Genomic DNA, 16,032 nt, shown 5'->3' on the forward strand with positions numbered 1-16,032 from the left:
AATTTATTGCCATCTTTTCTTTGATAATAGACATTTACCGATTATTTTTGCTCAAGATTTGCAAAAGTGTGCAATCGTTAAATGAAAAATATGATTGAGCAGAATTTAATTAAAACATACGAGAACAGTTTTAAAAAAAATTGGGAACTACCCGCATTAACTGATTACAAAGGTGATGCATCTTATACATATGGCGAATTAGCCCATGAAATTGCAAAATTTCATCTTCTTTTTTCAGAACTTGGTATTGAAAAAGGTGATAAAATATCACTGGTCGGTAAAAACCACTCCTCCTGGTCGATAATTTTTATGGCAACCATAACATATGGAGCTGTCATTGTACCAATACTTCACGAGTTTAATCCAGAAAGTATAGAATCAATTATAGATCATTCCAATTCAAAACTGGTTTTTATAAACAAAACCCTATGGGACAATCTCAATTCTGATAATATAAAAGTCACCTCAATTGTATCACCATCATTCAAATTGCTCAAAAGTGAAGAAGACAAGACTAAGAACATAGTCAACTCAATAGACACATTATTTCAGCAAACCTATCCCGGTAGCTTCACAAAAGAGGATATAAAATATCCAAATGTAGACAACAGCGAAGTTGTTTGCATCAACTACACATCAGGAACTACAGGATTCAGTAAAGGAGTAATGCTTACTGCAAATAATTTCGCAGGAAATATAGCCTATGCTGGAAAGTTGAATCTTCTATTTCCAGGCGAACGAATTCTGGCTTTCTTACCAATGGCACATGTTTATGGATGTGCATTTGATTTCCTATACTCACTTGCAACAGGCGTTCATATTACACTACTTGGTGTATCACCAACACCTCAAAATCTGATAAGTGCATTAGACGAAGTCAAACCTAATATTATTATTACCGTACCTCTTATTTTTGAGAAAATATATAAGAAAAAGATATTGCCAATCATTAGTCAGCCAACCATCAAATTCCTCTTAAAGATAAAAGGTGTGGACAGTCTTATATTGAATAAAATCAAAAAATCGCTAACAAAATCACTTGGAGGAAACTTCAGAGAGGTAATTATTGGGGGAGCCGCCTTGAGTGCAGAGGTTGAATCATTTTTCTACAGAATGGGGTTTCCTTTCACAGTTGGATATGGAATGACAGAATGCGCTCCCTTGATTTCATACGATAATAATAAAGATTTTATCCCAACTTCATGCGGCTCAGTTCTAAAAGACATTATGGAAGCCCGTATTGATTCCGAAGACCCTGAAAACATACCTGGTGAAATACAGGTCAGAGGAGAAAATGTAATGATCGGTTACTATAGAAATGAAGAAGCTACAAAAGCAGCATTCACAGATGACGGCTGGCTTAAAACAGGAGATTTGGGAGTCATGAGAGGTAACAGGCTATTTATAAAAGGACGTTTAAAAACAATGATTCTAACTGCCAATGGTCAGAACATATACCCTGAAGAAATTGAATCCCGCTTAAATAACCTTCCCTATATTTCTGATAGTGTGGTAATTCTGCGTGAGAACAAATTAGTAGCACTTGTTTACCCCGACAAAGAAGCCGTAAAGTCAGACAATATTTCAGCTGAAAAACTGATAGAGTTAATGGAGACCAACAAAGGCTTACTGAATAAAGTTGTTGCAAAGTATGAAAGATTGAGCAGTATTGAGATAATGGAAAATGAATTCGAGAAAACTCCTAAGAAAAGCATAAAGAGGTATCTGTATCAATAACATTACTAATTAACAGCAAATTAAAAACTCACCAATCGTGTCAATTGTTTATCTTTGTAATAAATGATAAGACCGTTTATTAACTAAAATTATAAACATGAAAAAAGAATTTTTTATACTCTGCTGCGCTTTAATGGTATTTATATCCATACCCATAAAAGCAACATCCCAGGATTTGGTTACATCATTTGGGACAGTTATTAATTTAAAGGATGTACTTAATGGTGAACTACACAAAGCTGAACCCATAAATTGGTATCAGGTAAATACAAACGATGAGACCTGGAAACTCGAAGATGATATTTTAAAATGCACAGGAATTCCAATCGGCGTCATCAGAAGTGAACATCAATATGAAAATTTTATCATGCATATTGAATGGAGTCATCAGGAAGCAGGAGGTAACTCTGGGACCTTTGTATGGAGTAAAGCAGAGCCGGATGAAAACCGTCTACCCGATGGAGTAGAAGTACAGATGTTAGATTTAGAATGGGTAAAACTTAATACTCATGATGGTGTAGAACCTCCTATTGCCTACGTACATGGAGAACTGTTTGGTGTTGGAGGAGTTGAGATTGTACCAGAAAATCCGCGCGGAAAAAGAAGCATGTCAGTTGAAAACAGAGTTCTCGGTAAGAAAGAATGGAATACTTATGATGTAGTTTGTGTTGATGGAAATATAAAACTTTCTGTAAATGGGAAATTTGTAAACGGAATAACCAACTCATCACAAAGTATTGGATACATCTGTTTAGAAGCAGAAGGATCAGAAATCCATTTTCGTAATTTGCAGATAATTGTCTTACCATAATTACAGATAACCTCATATTCTCAATTATTAACTGAATTTTTGATACCGAAAGTTTTTACTATCTTTATTGAATTAATTGATAATAAAACTAATAACTGCATTTAAGCTACATACAGCTTTATTTTAGTGCTTAAAAAAAAAATTGTAATTATGAGGAAAACATTATTGATTTTATTAATCGGAACATTATTAACTTTAGGTTCCTGTACTCAACAGACAGCTGATCGAAATCAGGTTGAATCTACTGTACATGAGACCTATGCAGAAGTGGAATTCAGAGATTTCGGACCAGAGCCATTTGTATTTAATATCGAGGACTACACTGTGCAAAATGAAACTTTCAGAACCTCTATATGGACAGGATCTAATATGCAGATGACTGTAATGAGTATTCCTGTTGGTGGTGATATAGGTGAGGAGATGCACCCTGAGATTGATCAGTTTCTTCGTGTAGAGGCAGGTAGCGGAATAATGTACATGGGTGACGAAGAAGGTGTTTTTAATTTTGAGGAGAGGGTTGAGCACGATTTCGCAATATTCATCCCAGCCGGAAAATGGCACAACCTTGTAAATGATTCGGATGAACCGTTGAAGGTGTATTCAATATACTCACCTGTTGAGCATCCTCACAGCACAGTACATCACACCCAGGAGGAGGGAATTGCTGCCCATAATCATGAGCATTGATAGTTGCAATTGCATGTAAATCAACCTTAAAGAAAATATAACATTATTTAACTGCATTTTTTTCAATAAAGCATGCTATATAACATGTTTTTGATGTACTTTTGCATCGTTTTTACACAAGCGTTTTCTAATAACAAAGTGACTACCTGCTAGTTAAACTCATTATTAGTACGCTACGAAAAGAACAGTTTAATTTTGTTACAAAATTATTTATCGTTTAAATTTTCAAAAAATGAAAAAAGTATTGTTTTTGGTTTCTACAATTGCAACATTGGGTTTAGTTTCTTGCAACAACGCACAGGTAAATGCTGAAAAAGCACTACAAGATAGTCTTGCCGAAGTTGCAAGAGTAGACAGCATCCTACAAGCTCAGGCAGACAGCATTCAGGCTGTTATCGAAGCTGAAGCTGCAGCAGCTGCAGACACATTAAATCAAGTTGTTGAAGAAGCTGCCTCTAATCTATAAGAAAAAGATGCTTGCTTAGTTGAAACCACCTCAAAAGGGTGGTTTTTTTATTTGTTGTTAGAGCAAAAATAGTAACTTTGTTAACCACAGATAATGATGAACTGATGAGGAAAATCGCAATTTTAATTTTTATCCTGACATTAATTATTTCAGGTTGCAGTCAAAGAGCAAATACTTACTTTGAAAAAGAGCTATCTTTTCCTGAATTTGTAACACAAGATCAAAAGGTAAAGTTAGCTGCTTATGTCGTACCAACTAAGAATCAGATTGAGTGGCAGAAACTTGAACTCACTGCATTTATACACTTTGGGATTAATACGTTTACCGGAAAAGAATGGGGAGATGGTAATGAAGACCCTGAGCTTTTCAACCCTACAGCATTTGATGCTGAGCAATGGGTTACGACTTTGCAAAATGCTGGTTTTAAAATGATAATATTAACAGCAAAACATCATGATGGCTTTTGCCTATGGCCTACAAACACCACATCATATTCAGTAGCTTCATCTCCTTGGAAAAATGGAAATGGAGATATCGTAAAGGAGGTTCGTGATGCATGTGAAAAACACAACATGAAGTTTGGGGTCTATTTGTCCCCTTGGGATCGTAATGCTGAGAGTTATGGAGATTCCCCTGTATATAACGAGTTTTTCATTCAACAGCTGACAGAACTGCTCAGTAACTATGGTGAAATTCATGAAGTGTGGTTTGATGGCGCCAATGGAGAGGGCCCAAATGGTAAGGTTCAGGAATACAATTGGTCACGCTTCTATCATGTTATTGATAGCCTGCAGCCAACAGCAGTAAAAGCAATAATGGGGAATGATATAAGATGGGTTGGTAACGAAAGTGGCTTGGGAAGAGAAACCGAATGGAGTGTAACTCCACTTCAACCAGGAATAAGTGATGCCATAATAAATGAGAATATACGACTAAATATCACAACTACCGCAGAAGATCTTGGCAGCAGGGATCTGATCGAAAAATCAAAAACAATTTATTGGTATCCTTCAGAAGTAGATGTATCTATTCGTCCTGGTTGGTTTTTTCATGCAGAGGAGAACCAACAGGTAAAATCTCTTCGCGAGCTGGTTGATATCTATTTTCAGTCTGTAGGAATGAATTCTGTTTTACTTCTAAATGTTCCTCCTGATAAAAGAGGCAGAATTCATGAAATTGATGCAGAACGCCTCAGACAGTTTGGTGTATATATAAACAACACTTTCAGTGATGAAAAGCTAACCGATGGAGAAGTTACATGGAGAGCACGTGCAGGCGATTCAAGAGAATATAATGTGATACCCGGCGAAACAATAAATACTGTTATGCTACAGGAAGATATTCAAAAGGGACAGCGAGTTGAAGAATTCACTGTAGAAGGGTTAATAAACAACGAGTGGAGAGAACTTACTAAAGGAACCACGATAGGGTACAAAAGACTTCTCAGATTCCCTGACACAGAGGCAACTAAACTGCGATTAACAATTACTGAAACAAGAGACAACGCTAATATTCAAAAATTTGGGGCATATTATGCACCCAAATTATAATATTCAATAGAAAATAAAGAGATAATTTTTATTTCCAGAACAATAAATGATAATAAAATAAATGCTTAACAAACAAGGATTAATGATACTCGCCTGTCTGTTATTAACAGTTTCAATTCAGGCACAAAACTTGGCTGAAATTTTCAAATCAATGCCGGAAGAGCTAATGCCAGGAATTTCAGAAGGCAACAAAACCATGTTACTGGTTGATTCAACTGAAACTACCATACCTTATATGCTTGGAGAGATAAAAAAGGTTGAACATGGCACTGATTACATCAAAATTGAGACTTCAGGAATTGGAAACACTCAAATAAAGTTACTCCCTGTGACTAACGACTCTGTAATTGTATGTGTCATTAAAACTGTTTGTGGTGGGATAGAAGCTGATGTTTGTGATAGTAACATATCATTCTATACTGATAAATGGGAAAAACTTAACAGCGATTCTTTCATTTCAGATATTACAGCAGAAATTTTCTTTGATTCTTTCCAAAAAGAATCGGAAAATTACAAATATGCTCTATCTTTGCCGGATATTTCGCCAATATCTGCTGTATTAAACAAGTATAACAGCGACTTATTGCTGATATTTAATTTCAAAAATCATCTTCCTGAAAATCATATATCAGAAATAACACCATTTCTGAAGAGCGACACCATCACTTTGAAATGGGAGAACTCCTCCTTCAGATGATAAAATAGAATGCACCCGTAGTTCAATGGATAGAATACCGGATTCCGGTTCCGACGATGCGAGTTCGATTCTCGCCGGGTGTACCCAGCGGGACAAGTCAAAAAAAGAGAGACTTGTCCCGTTTTTTTGGCTCTGTAACTTATTGTTAGATTGATAGATAAGAGCAATCGCAGAATTTAGTCTCGGGGTTCGATGTTTTGTTCCGTCAAACTCCAAAAAATCAGGGAACATCGAACCCAATATAATCCTTTTTTCTTCTATATCCCCGTTCTCATACCGTCTATCAATATTTGCAACCTTTTTTAAAGCACTCGCTATCAGATCCTTAATCTCTGTTCCTACTGTTGCCAAGTCGTTCAATCTTCGTTCTAAAACCTCTATTTTCCCTTTGGTCAGTTTCTTTACTTCCTTAAAATCATCATCTGCCATTTCTCCATCGGCATTCTTCAAAAGCCCATTTCAATATAGGGGCTTCAATCTCATGCAGTGCAATATATTTCTTTTTGTCTTCTGACATCTTGTTTACATATCCCAACGGAGCAGTAGCCATATACCGTCCCTCTTTTCTCGCCCTGCGCATTCCATGAATAACATTCAACGCTCGTCTGTCATTTTCAACTTCCGGTGCGGCAAGATAAAATGCAAGCATAATTTTGTTTTCGGGAATAGTCAGGTCTAAAGGTTGTTCTATTGCTTCGGGGGTAACACCTAATTTCCGCAGTTGGTTAATCATTTAATAAGCGTCACCTGCATTCCTACTGAACCTGTCCCATTTTGTAAAAAGCAACAAAGTCCCGACCTTACTATTTTTTAGTTTACGTAGATTTGATAAATATTTTTGCCATTCAGGGCGATTGAAAGATTTAGCCGAATGGTCTTCTACATAGATATTCCTTATTGAAATGCTTTTGAGTTCACAATATTTTCTTAAACGGTCTTCTTGGTCACGTTGCGAATAACCTTTGTCTGCTTGTTCATCGGTGGATACACGTATATATAAATCAGCTTTTCTCATCACATCATTTTTTATAAGACTAAAGGTTTCCCCTTAAATATTGATTTACTGCAATATTAGCAATTTTCTTGACAAATACCAAGATAATTTTCGCTTCCTCAATATCGACCTCCGTTCCTTTCTTTTTTAAGATTTGAACTACTCTTTCAGGAGTTAAATCGTTCGTTTTATCATCTTCCATATTCAACTCTTTTTGCTTGTTACAAATGGAGAAAACTCCGCATCGACAAACTTAAAGAGTTGATAAACTGTGTGTTTTAGAATGGTTTTCAGTAGAATTATTTGGCTTTGTTTGCCTTTTTAGAACCATTCTACCAATGCCATCCTCATTGCTTCCACGATTGATTTTTATGCAAAAAGCCTGTATGGTTTATGTTCGTTTCACTGGAGCAAAGGTATGACCGTGTTCTTAACGCCGACAAAAGGTCAAGCAAGTTTGATAAAAAAATCTCCAGCCCGTTGGGTAGTATTTTTTTTCCAAAACCTTCTGTCGCCTAAACACTAACCTTTCATGCTCACGAAACGAAACATAACATACTCCAGCTCTTTACACGAATAAAAAAAATGTCAGGCATGAGGATTAAAAGCATTGGAAAAATGGTATTGAAACAAAACAACATCTCCTCTCATTGCCGAATAAATCAAAAAAAATCAATCAACAATTAAACAGTAAAGAAATGGCACATCAAATCAACACATCAGAAGCGAGTATATATGTCGGCACATACGGAAAATATAATGCAGGTTCAATATTCGGAAAATGGTTAAACCTGTCCGACTATGCAGACAAGGAAGAATTTTACATCGCTTGCAGGGAACTGCACAATGACGAGGCAGACCCCGAATTTATGTTTCAGGACTATGAAAATATCCCTGACGGATTAATCGGCGAAAGTTGGATAAGCGATAAAATATTTGATGACCTTTCAACCATTGCCTACAATCACCTACTCAAACATGCCGATAAATATAAGGTAAAACCCCGATTTTACGTTATCAATTTCGATGACCCACGCCGAAGCCACCGGTGCAACCCAATCAATCCCTCCTTTATGACGGATATATCCGATGCTTATGAAGCAGCTTATACCATCATGCTGAACTTGAACAGGACGTGGATAAGCAAGCAAGGGGATTTTTTTGTGGAAAGCCCAATCGTGCTGCTCACTGCAATCATTTGGTATTTGAAAATCTATGAAAACGGGAAGTATTGTACGTTTCCGCACACGATAGAACTACTGAATAAAAAGTATGAAGACGTATTTACCATCCTTACTTCATATCCTGAATTGGAAAACTACCTGTCAGCTTTTATGGATGCATGGCAAGGGGGAGCCGCAGAGCAGTTGCAGGGGCAGATCGCATCGGCAAAAATTCCTTTGTCAAGGGTAATTTCGCCGCAACTTTACTGGACAATGTCGGGTAATGATTTTTCGTTAGATATCAACAACCCTGAAGAACCCAAAATTTTGTGTGTAGGCAACAACCCCGACAGACAAAATATTTATTCCGCCGCTCTGGGTTTGTACAACTCCCGAATTGTAAAAATTATCAATAAAAAGCATCAGTTAAAGTGCTCTGTTATAGTCGATGAGCTTTCATCCATATTCTGGATGGGACTTTCCAATCTGATCGCAACTGCGAGATCCAATTTTATTTCCGTATGCCTTGGTTTCCAAGATTTTAGTCAATTGAGTAGAGACTATGGGGATAAAGAAGCACGAGTTGTACAGAACATAGTTGGAAATATTTTCAGCGGGCAGGTAGTGGGTGAAACGGCGAAAAATTTAAGTAAACGTTTTGGTAAGGTATTGCAAAAACGTCAAAGTATAAGTATTAATCGCAATGATAAATCCACATCCATATCCACCCAAATGGATAGCCTGATACCTGCATCCAAAATATCCACACTCTCACAGGGGCAGTTCGTCGGAGCTGTAACGGATAACTTTGACGAGCGTATCGAACAGAAAATATTTCATGCTGAAATCGTGGTGGACAATGATAAGGTAATTGCCGAAATGAAAGCCTACAAAAAAATACCGGAGATACGATCTTTTACCAATGAACACGGTAACGACAATATGAAACAGGTAATTGAAGCCAATTACAGGCAGATTAAAGCGGACGTTATGCAGATTGTAGAAAGTGAACTGGAGCGTATCAAGAATGACCCCGGCTTACAGCATTTGATACAGCAGGGATAATCAACAGTTGAAAAGGGCAGTTCTGTAGTTTGTTTTATATACCAAATTACTCATATGCAGTATTGCGGAAAGTCCTATTAGAAACAAATTCATTAAATGCCTCGGGGTCTTTAACGATTATCTTTAAAACCACATATCAATTCTTTGTCCTATACTCACTTGGAGAAGTGCCGGCCGCTTTTTTAAACATCCGGCTGAAATGCTGCGGGTATTTAAACCCCAATTCATAAGCAATCTCGTTGATAGTCTTATCACTATTGAAAAGTTTGTCTTTGGCAACGTCAATGATTTTGGCTTGGATGTATTCCTGCGCAGATTTTCCCGTTTCTTTCCTGATCAAATCTCCAAAATAATTGGCAGAGAGGTTAAGTTCGTCAGCGCAGTAAGCCACAGAAGGCAACCCTATTTCCGTAGGATTATCCGATGAAAAGTAACCGTTCAATAAATTTTCAAATCTCTCCAGAATACCTTTATTGACATCCTCACGGGTTATGAATTGACGGTCATAAAAACGTTTGCAGTAATTCAGGAAAAGTTCTATGCTGGAGGCAATCAACGTTTTGCTATGCTTGTCAACCGAATGTTGCAGTTCGTCATTTATTTTAGAAAACAAATCCAACACCAGATGCTGTTCCTTTGCCGACAAGTGTAACGCTTCGTTGGTGTTGTAGTTGAAAAAAGTATAATCGTTCATACGTCCGGCAAGGGGAGTGCCACGTATCAGGTCGGGATGGAAAACAAGTGCATTCCCCATCGGTTGGTATAAGTCCGTTTTATTTTCAACGTCTATAAACTGTCCGGGGGAAATAAAGACTAATGTCCCTTCCTGATAGTCGTAATAATGACGTCCGTATTTCAAATCACCACAAACAACCTCTTTCAGAAAAATACAGTAAATACCGAAATTCATTTTATTTCCTGTCCGTTCCTTTGCTTTCGAGAAATCAATCACACTCACTAACGGATGTAGCGTTTCGTGATTGTTAAAATCATTATACTTGCTAATTGTATCAAAATTGAGAACCTTTTTCATTGCCGTCATAATTTGTTAGTACAAATTTAATCATTCAGACAGACAATCAGTTATTTTTACGTGATAATCAGTAATATTGGTAGAACAAACAGTAATACGTATACGACTATAATATCCTAAAGCCCGAAATTTGTAATTGATAAAAAGTATATGCAATAAAATAATATATAAGAGTATGAAACGAGCATGAACATCATTACACCCAAGATGATGATTATCGCGAGTTCCATACACCGAAATGAAAAAATAAAAAAATCGTATGAAAAAGGTACTTGTCGTTCTTATAATTATCATCGGAAGTTCTTTGCAGGCGCAAAACAGAGTGATCGGCAATGTTGTGGCTTCGTTTCCCACTGTCCGTATTTCATCCGGGATTGTCAGGGGGATTACGCAGGACGGTGTTGCCAGTTTCAAAGGAATACCCTATGCCGCACCACCGATGGGAGAATACCGCTGGAGACCGCCACAACCCGTGCAACCGTGGCAGGGAGAACTCGATGCCAGCGAGTTCAGGTCAAACTGCGCACAGGCCGGATGGCCACGTGGTTCCGGACAAATAGCGCAGGGATCATCGGAAGATTGCCTTTACCTTAATATCTGGCTACCGGCCGGAGCAGGACAGGATGCGAAACTTCCGGTGATGGTGTGGGTACATGGCGGTGCTTTCGTGGGAGGAAGCGGAGCCGACCCTTCCTCTTGGGGAGAACAGTTTGCCCGTCAGGGAGTAGTCCTGATAACTTTCAATTACCGGCTGGGGCGCCTCGGTCATTTTGCTTTCCCGGCTTTGAGTGAAGAACATCCCGAAGAACCGAAAGGCAGCTATGCCTACATGGATCAGATCGCAGTTCTCAAATGGGTACGGGATAATATCTCCGCATTTGGTGATGATCCCGATAATGTTACTGTTTTCGGTGAATCTGCCGGTGGTGTATCGGTACATTCGCTTTTATCCATTCCATCGGCAAAAGGCCTTTTCCATAAAGCAATCATCGAATCCGGTGGTGGACGTGATGGTGTATTGACCGGCAGGCCGATACGTGAGGAAAATGCCGACCCGCATTATCCCGTTTCGGCTGAAACCATCGGTATCAATTTTGCACGCAAGCACGGGATCGACGGTACGGACGCAAACGCACTCGCAAAACTCCGTTCGCTAAGTGTGGAGGAAATCGTGGATGGTGGAATAGAACACCACGGTTCCGCTTCAATCCCCATTTATTCGGGCCCGATACTCGACGGCAAACTGGTGGTTGAAACGGCAGAAAGTGCTTACAAAGGCGGCAGGCAGCCAAATATTCCGATTATTATCGGCTCGAATAGTGCGGAAGTTCCCGGAGGGTTCATCAATGCCAATTCAAAGGAAGAATTGCTGTCGCTTTTCGGTAATCTGAAAGGTGAAGCCATAGCCGCTTATGATCCCGATGGAACAAGGGATTTTCCCGAATTGATGACGATGGTAACCACCGACAAGGTTTGGGCGGAGCCTGCCCGTTTTACAGCAAAAGCCTTTGCTGTAAAAGATATACCTGCCTATGTTTATCTTTTCTCCTACGTTCCTGCCGCCATGCGTGAACGTTTCCCGAACGGAGCCCCACACGCCTCTGAAATTCCCTATGTCTTTAACACACTCGAAACCCGTCGTGGCGCAGATACCCCAACACCCGAAGACAGGGAGGTGGCAAGGATGATGAATACCTACTGGGCAAACTTTGCAAAGACCGGCAATCCTAACGGTAGCGGATTACCCGAGTGGCCTCTTTATAATCCTCAAAGTAACGAAATAATCGAGTTCAGTCTCGACGGTTCGGCTGCAGGAACGCATGACCCGAAGAAAGCAAGATTGGACGTGATTGAAAAGTGGGTCGATCCGAAAAAGGAACCTCTGGTAATTGAACAGCAGGGTAGTTTTGCCGTGGGCGGGAGTGTAATCACCAATCCGGGGACATTCAACCCGATCACCCGTACACCGGAGGGACAGACTTTCCACGGTGATCACGCATATATTACCTATCAAATTCCTGTCAAATCCCGCAAACTGCCTTTGGTGTTCTGGCACGGCATAGGACAATTCTCGAAAACATGGGAGACAACCCCCGACGGACGGGAAGGATTTCAGAATATTTTCCTGCGTCGTGGCTTTGGTGTATATCTCATTACCCAACCCAGACGGGGCAATGCCGGGCGCAGTACCGTACCGGTTACCATAAACCCGATCCCGGACGAGCAGGAGTGGTTCAGTACGTTCCGGTTGGGTGTATGGCCTGATTTTTTCGAGGGCGTACAATTTGACAGAAGTCCAGAAACACTCAACCAGTATTTCCGGCAAATGACCCCGAATATGGGAGAATTTGATACGCAGGTAATCACTTCCTCAATTTCAGAACTTTTCAGCAAAATAGGTAAAGGTGTTCTTGTAACACACTCCCATTCGGGAGGGTTCGGGTGGTTGACCGCCATAGGTAATCCCAATGTAAAGGCTATCGCATCTTATGAACCCGGAAGCGGGTTTGTATTCCCCGAGGACGAAGTGCCCGATCCTATACCCGGTTCCTCGGGAGCACTTACAGCCAATAGTGTATCGATGGAGGATTTTATGAAACTCACAAAAATCCCCATCATCATATACTATGGCGACTTTATTCCTGAAAAACAGATAGAAAACCCCGGCATCGATGGCTGGCGCACCCGTCTGGAAATGGCAAGGAAATGGAGGGATGTAGTAAACAAGTATGGTGGTGATGTAACAGTAGTGCATCTGCCTGAAATCGGGATTAAAGGTAATACCCATTTTCCGTTTTCAGACCTCAATAATATCGAAATAGCAGATTTATTGTCAGAATGGTTGAAACAAAAGAATTTGGATTGAACTGAAAAAGAATAACAATAATGAAAATGTTTACATCATTTATCCATATAATAGGGTTGGCGACTGTTCTTCTCACTTCATCATGTAGGGACGATCAACCGGCGGTTTCAGAATCAACAATAGATCCCGAACGGACACTGATCGTCTATTTGTCACGGACTAAAAATACACAGGCAGTAGCTGAAATGATCCAAAAGAACGTGGGTGGTACATTGGTCGCATTGGAACTGGTAACCCCCTATCCCGAACATTACCAGACAACCGTTAATCAGGTAGCCGAAGAAAACAGGACTGGCTATCTGCCACCACTCAAAACAAAGATTGATAACATCGGAACCTACGACTATATATTTGTCGGTTTCCCAACCTGGGGGATGCAATTGCCGCCACCGATGAAAAGTTTTCTGAACGAATATGATTTAAGCGGAAAGGTTATCATTCCTTTTAATACTCATGCCGGTTACGGTGTGGGTAGCGGTTTCCGTACTATAGAGGAACTATGCCCCAATAGCACCCTATTGGGGGGTTATTCAACCAAAGGCGGTGTCGAAAGGGACGGAATTTTGTTCGTGATGGAAGGAGAAAAAGAGAAACAAGTACAAGAGGACGTAAAAGAGTGGTTACGGGAAATAGCTTTAGTTAAATAATCATGAGGATTTATTTTATAATACTTATGGCATTAATAGGATTTTCGTCAGCTGCGTTTTCAGAAACAAATAACAACAAAACACCATCGGAGGTTACAGGCCACAAAATTCTTGTAGCTTTCTTTAGTTGGGGTGGAACAACAAAACAGATTGCTGAAAATATAGTAAAGCATACTGGTGGTACTTTGTTCAGGATAGAAACTGTCAAACCATATCCTACGGAATATAAAACATGTACCGAAGTAGCAAGGGAAGAACGGGACAAAGGCGTGCGTCCCGAATTAAAAACGGTTGTAGAAGATATGGACGAGTATGATATCGTATTTGTTGGTTGTCCTGTATGGTGGCATACTGCACCTATGGCGATATGGTCTTTTCTGAAAAGTGATAATTACGATTTTTCCGGGAAAACAATTATACCATTTTGTACTTATGAAGAAACCTACAGGGATGAAACATTGGCTAAAATAGTAGAACTAACACCTAATTCCAAGCATCTGGATGGATTTGGGACAATAGACAAGAATGCCGATGTTACAAATTGGCTGAATGAAATCGGAGTAATAACAGTAAATAATTAATTTATAAAAATTTGCATCATGGGAAATAGAGAATTAAAAAGAAGATACCTGATCGTATCGTTTCTTTTGTTGGGTTTACAGATAATAAGCGTGCATGGCACATACGCACAGGATATGAGTGCTACTGTTCCAATGATAAAATTAAATAATGGTTTAGAAATGCCACAATTAGGAATAGGAACTTTCGCTATTCCAACCCAGGAAATAGCAAAAGAAGCGTGTCTTGAAGCCTTTCGGAATGGTTTCCGGCATGTTGATGCGGCTCATGTATATCGGGTCGAACGTGTTCTCGGTGAAGCCATGATTGAAAGTGGTATTCCACGTGAAGAGTTTTGGATTGCAAGTAAATTATGGCCATCGGATTATGCCAATGGCAATACTCTTGAATCAATAGATAAAATGCTGGAAAGGCTTCAAACAACATATATCGACCTACTTTATATTCATCAACCTATAGGCGACTATGTAAGTGCCTGGAAAGCGATGGAAAAGGCTGTTGAAGCAGGAAAGGTACGTTCATTAGGGATCAGTAATTTTGATGCTACCGACGAGGGTTTTCGTGCCATCGTAGATGGTATGAAGATTAAACCTGTCGCACTGCAAATTGAATGTCATCCTTATGCCCAACGGCAAGATATACGGGAGAAGATAAAACCTTATGGAATCATTTTGGAATGTTGGTATCCGTTAGGTCACGGAAATGAAGAGCTGCTATCAGACCCAGCTATCAAAACAATTGCAGATGCGCACAACAAAAGTATAGCACAAGTTATCCTTCGATGGCACACACAGGAGGGGTTCTCAGTAATCCCCGGTGCAACTGATCCAAATCATATCAGGGAGAATATCCGAATATTCGACTTTACATTAAGCGATGCAGAGATGGGGGTAATGCGTTCATTGAATAAAGATCAACGTTTCTACAATGTACCTATCGAACAACTTGAGAGAATGATTTCAAACATGGTTTTGGAGGATTAATAATAGGAAGACAAACGTACTATATAAGAAAATGAAGAAAATAAGTTTATACGTAGCAATAATCACGCTGTTACTGGGTATATCCGGTAATATAAATGCACAAAACAAAATGTTGGACGAGAAACAAAGAAAGATAATCACCATTTCCGCACTTACCGCTAAAGGTGATTTGGAGAAGTTAAAAACAGAACTGAATGCCGGACTTGATGCCGGACTTACTGTCAACCAGATAAAGGAAGCATTGGTACATCTTTACGCTTATTGCGGATTTCCCCGCAGTATCCGTGGACTGCAAACTTTCATGGAAGTGCTGGACGAGAGGAAAGCCAACGGTATTACCGATGAATTGGGTGCGGATGCCTCTCCCATAAACGATGATGGTAACAAGTATGAAAGGGGTAAGAAGATTTTAGGAGAACTCACCCAAACACCCCAACCCGAAACACTTTCGGGATATTCGGCTTTTGCACCGACCATAGACACTTTCCTGAAAGAACACCTGTTCGCGGATATTTTTGAAAGGGATGTACTTACCTATGCCGAAAGAGAACTGGTAACAGTTTCGGTAATCAGCTCGATTGGCAATGCAGAGCCGATGCTCCGTTCGCATTTGGCGATTTGCCTGAATGTAGGTTTAACACCCGAACAGTTACAACAGTTTGTAGATATCATTAAATCAACCATAGGAAAAAAAGAAGCAAAATCAGCACAGAAAGTTTTGGACGGTGTAATTAAAACTCATAAATCAAAGTAA

The 16,032-nt window shown here is 39.5% G+C and carries 15 protein-coding genes, 1 tRNA gene and 1 pseudogene; 13 read left to right on the top strand and 4 right to left on the bottom strand.

Annotated elements, in window-relative coordinates:
• Window positions 1–90: 90 nt before the first annotated feature.
• From BN1354_RS05070 to BN1354_RS05100, 7 genes and pseudogenes are all read left to right on the top strand, one after another.
• Window positions 91–1,737, top strand: a complete 1,647-nt coding sequence (locus BN1354_RS05070; RefSeq protein ID WP_053827213.1) for an AMP-binding protein — start codon at window positions 91–93, stop codon at window positions 1,735–1,737.
• Between the two features lie 97 nt (window positions 1,738–1,834).
• Window positions 1,835–2,548 (top strand): 3-keto-disaccharide hydrolase, encoded by a 714-nt coding sequence (locus BN1354_RS05075; protein WP_045089437.1) that lies wholly within the window; start codon window positions 1,835–1,837, stop codon window positions 2,546–2,548.
• Between the two features lie 150 nt (window positions 2,549–2,698).
• Window positions 2,699–3,235 carry a cupin domain-containing protein gene (locus BN1354_RS05080; RefSeq protein ID WP_053826446.1) on the top strand — a complete coding sequence of 179 codons (537 nt, stop codon included), beginning with the start codon at window positions 2,699–2,701 and terminating at the stop codon, window positions 3,233–3,235.
• 232 nt (window positions 3,236–3,467) lie between these two features.
• On the top strand, window positions 3,468–3,701 hold the full coding sequence (locus BN1354_RS05085; protein ID WP_045089435.1) for a hypothetical protein: 234 nt from the start codon (window positions 3,468–3,470) through the stop codon (window positions 3,699–3,701).
• Between the two features lie 104 nt (window positions 3,702–3,805).
• Window positions 3,806–5,248: pseudogene (locus BN1354_RS05090) on the top strand (alpha-L-fucosidase); the annotation flags it as partial.
• A 64-nt stretch (window positions 5,249–5,312) separates the two neighbouring features.
• On the top strand, window positions 5,313–5,948 hold the full coding sequence (locus tag BN1354_RS05095; RefSeq protein WP_045089434.1) for a DUF3256 family protein: 636 nt from the start codon (window positions 5,313–5,315) through the stop codon (window positions 5,946–5,948).
• A gap of 11 nt (window positions 5,949–5,959) precedes the next feature.
• Window positions 5,960–6,031: transfer RNA gene (locus tag BN1354_RS05100), tRNA-Arg, on the top strand.
• Between the two features lie 335 nt (window positions 6,032–6,366).
• Here BN1354_RS05100 and BN1354_RS12055 read toward each other — a convergent pair.
• Genes BN1354_RS12055 through BN1354_RS12065 form a run of 3 tightly spaced genes read right to left on the bottom strand, consistent with a single transcriptional unit; the run spans window position 6,367 to window position 7,144 of the window.
• The gene (locus BN1354_RS12055; RefSeq protein ID WP_197272000.1) at window positions 6,367–6,681 is read right to left on the bottom strand and encodes a serine integrase family protein; all 315 of its coding nucleotides are present in this window, start codon (window positions 6,679–6,681) and stop codon (window positions 6,367–6,369) included.
• The gene (locus BN1354_RS12060) at window positions 6,682–6,963 is read right to left on the bottom strand and encodes a recombinase family protein (protein ID WP_197272002.1); all 282 of its coding nucleotides are present in this window, start codon (window positions 6,961–6,963) and stop codon (window positions 6,682–6,684) included.
• A 19-nt stretch (window positions 6,964–6,982) separates the two neighbouring features.
• Window positions 6,983–7,144: a hypothetical protein gene (locus BN1354_RS12065; RefSeq protein ID WP_197272004.1), complete on the bottom strand. Its 162-nt coding sequence runs from the start codon at window positions 7,142–7,144 to the stop codon at window positions 6,983–6,985.
• A gap of 496 nt (window positions 7,145–7,640) precedes the next feature.
• Between BN1354_RS12065 and BN1354_RS05110 the strand changes: the two genes are divergently transcribed.
• Window positions 7,641–9,170, top strand: a complete 1,530-nt coding sequence (locus tag BN1354_RS05110; protein ID WP_082331582.1) for a TraM recognition domain-containing protein — start codon at window positions 7,641–7,643, stop codon at window positions 9,168–9,170.
• A gap of 136 nt (window positions 9,171–9,306) precedes the next feature.
• Here BN1354_RS05110 and BN1354_RS05115 read toward each other — a convergent pair whose 3' ends face one another.
• Window positions 9,307–10,203 (bottom strand): helix-turn-helix domain-containing protein, encoded by an 897-nt coding sequence (locus BN1354_RS05115; RefSeq protein WP_053827215.1) that lies wholly within the window; start codon window positions 10,201–10,203, stop codon window positions 9,307–9,309.
• A gap of 259 nt (window positions 10,204–10,462) precedes the next feature.
• On the opposite strand from BN1354_RS05115, the gene BN1354_RS12190 reads away from it, so the two are divergent.
• Genes BN1354_RS12190 through BN1354_RS05140 form a run of 5 tightly spaced genes read left to right on the top strand, consistent with a single transcriptional unit; the run spans window position 10,463 to window position 16,032 of the window.
• Window positions 10,463–13,069 (top strand): carboxylesterase family protein, encoded by a 2,607-nt coding sequence (locus BN1354_RS12190; protein WP_053826447.1) that lies wholly within the window; start codon window positions 10,463–10,465, stop codon window positions 13,067–13,069.
• Window positions 13,070–13,089: 20 nt separating this feature from the next.
• The gene (locus BN1354_RS05125) at window positions 13,090–13,716 is read left to right on the top strand and encodes a flavodoxin family protein (protein WP_053826448.1); all 627 of its coding nucleotides are present in this window, start codon (window positions 13,090–13,092) and stop codon (window positions 13,714–13,716) included.
• Window positions 13,717–13,742: 26 nt separating this feature from the next.
• Window positions 13,743–14,297: a flavodoxin gene (locus tag BN1354_RS05130; RefSeq protein ID WP_197272006.1), complete on the top strand. Its 555-nt coding sequence runs from the start codon at window positions 13,743–13,745 to the stop codon at window positions 14,295–14,297.
• Window positions 14,298–14,315: 18 nt separating this feature from the next.
• A complete protein-coding gene (locus BN1354_RS05135; protein ID WP_197272008.1) occupies window positions 14,316–15,278 on the top strand; it encodes an aldo/keto reductase in 963 nt (320 codons plus the stop codon).
• 31 nt (window positions 15,279–15,309) lie between these two features.
• Complete coding sequence (locus BN1354_RS05140; RefSeq protein ID WP_053826449.1) at window positions 15,310–16,032, top strand: carboxymuconolactone decarboxylase family protein; 723 nt, start codon at window positions 15,310–15,312, stop codon at window positions 16,030–16,032.

The sequence above is a fragment of the Lascolabacillus massiliensis genome (assembly GCF_001282625.1).
GTDB lineage: Bacteria > Bacteroidota > Bacteroidia > Bacteroidales > Dysgonomonadaceae > Proteiniphilum > Proteiniphilum massiliensis.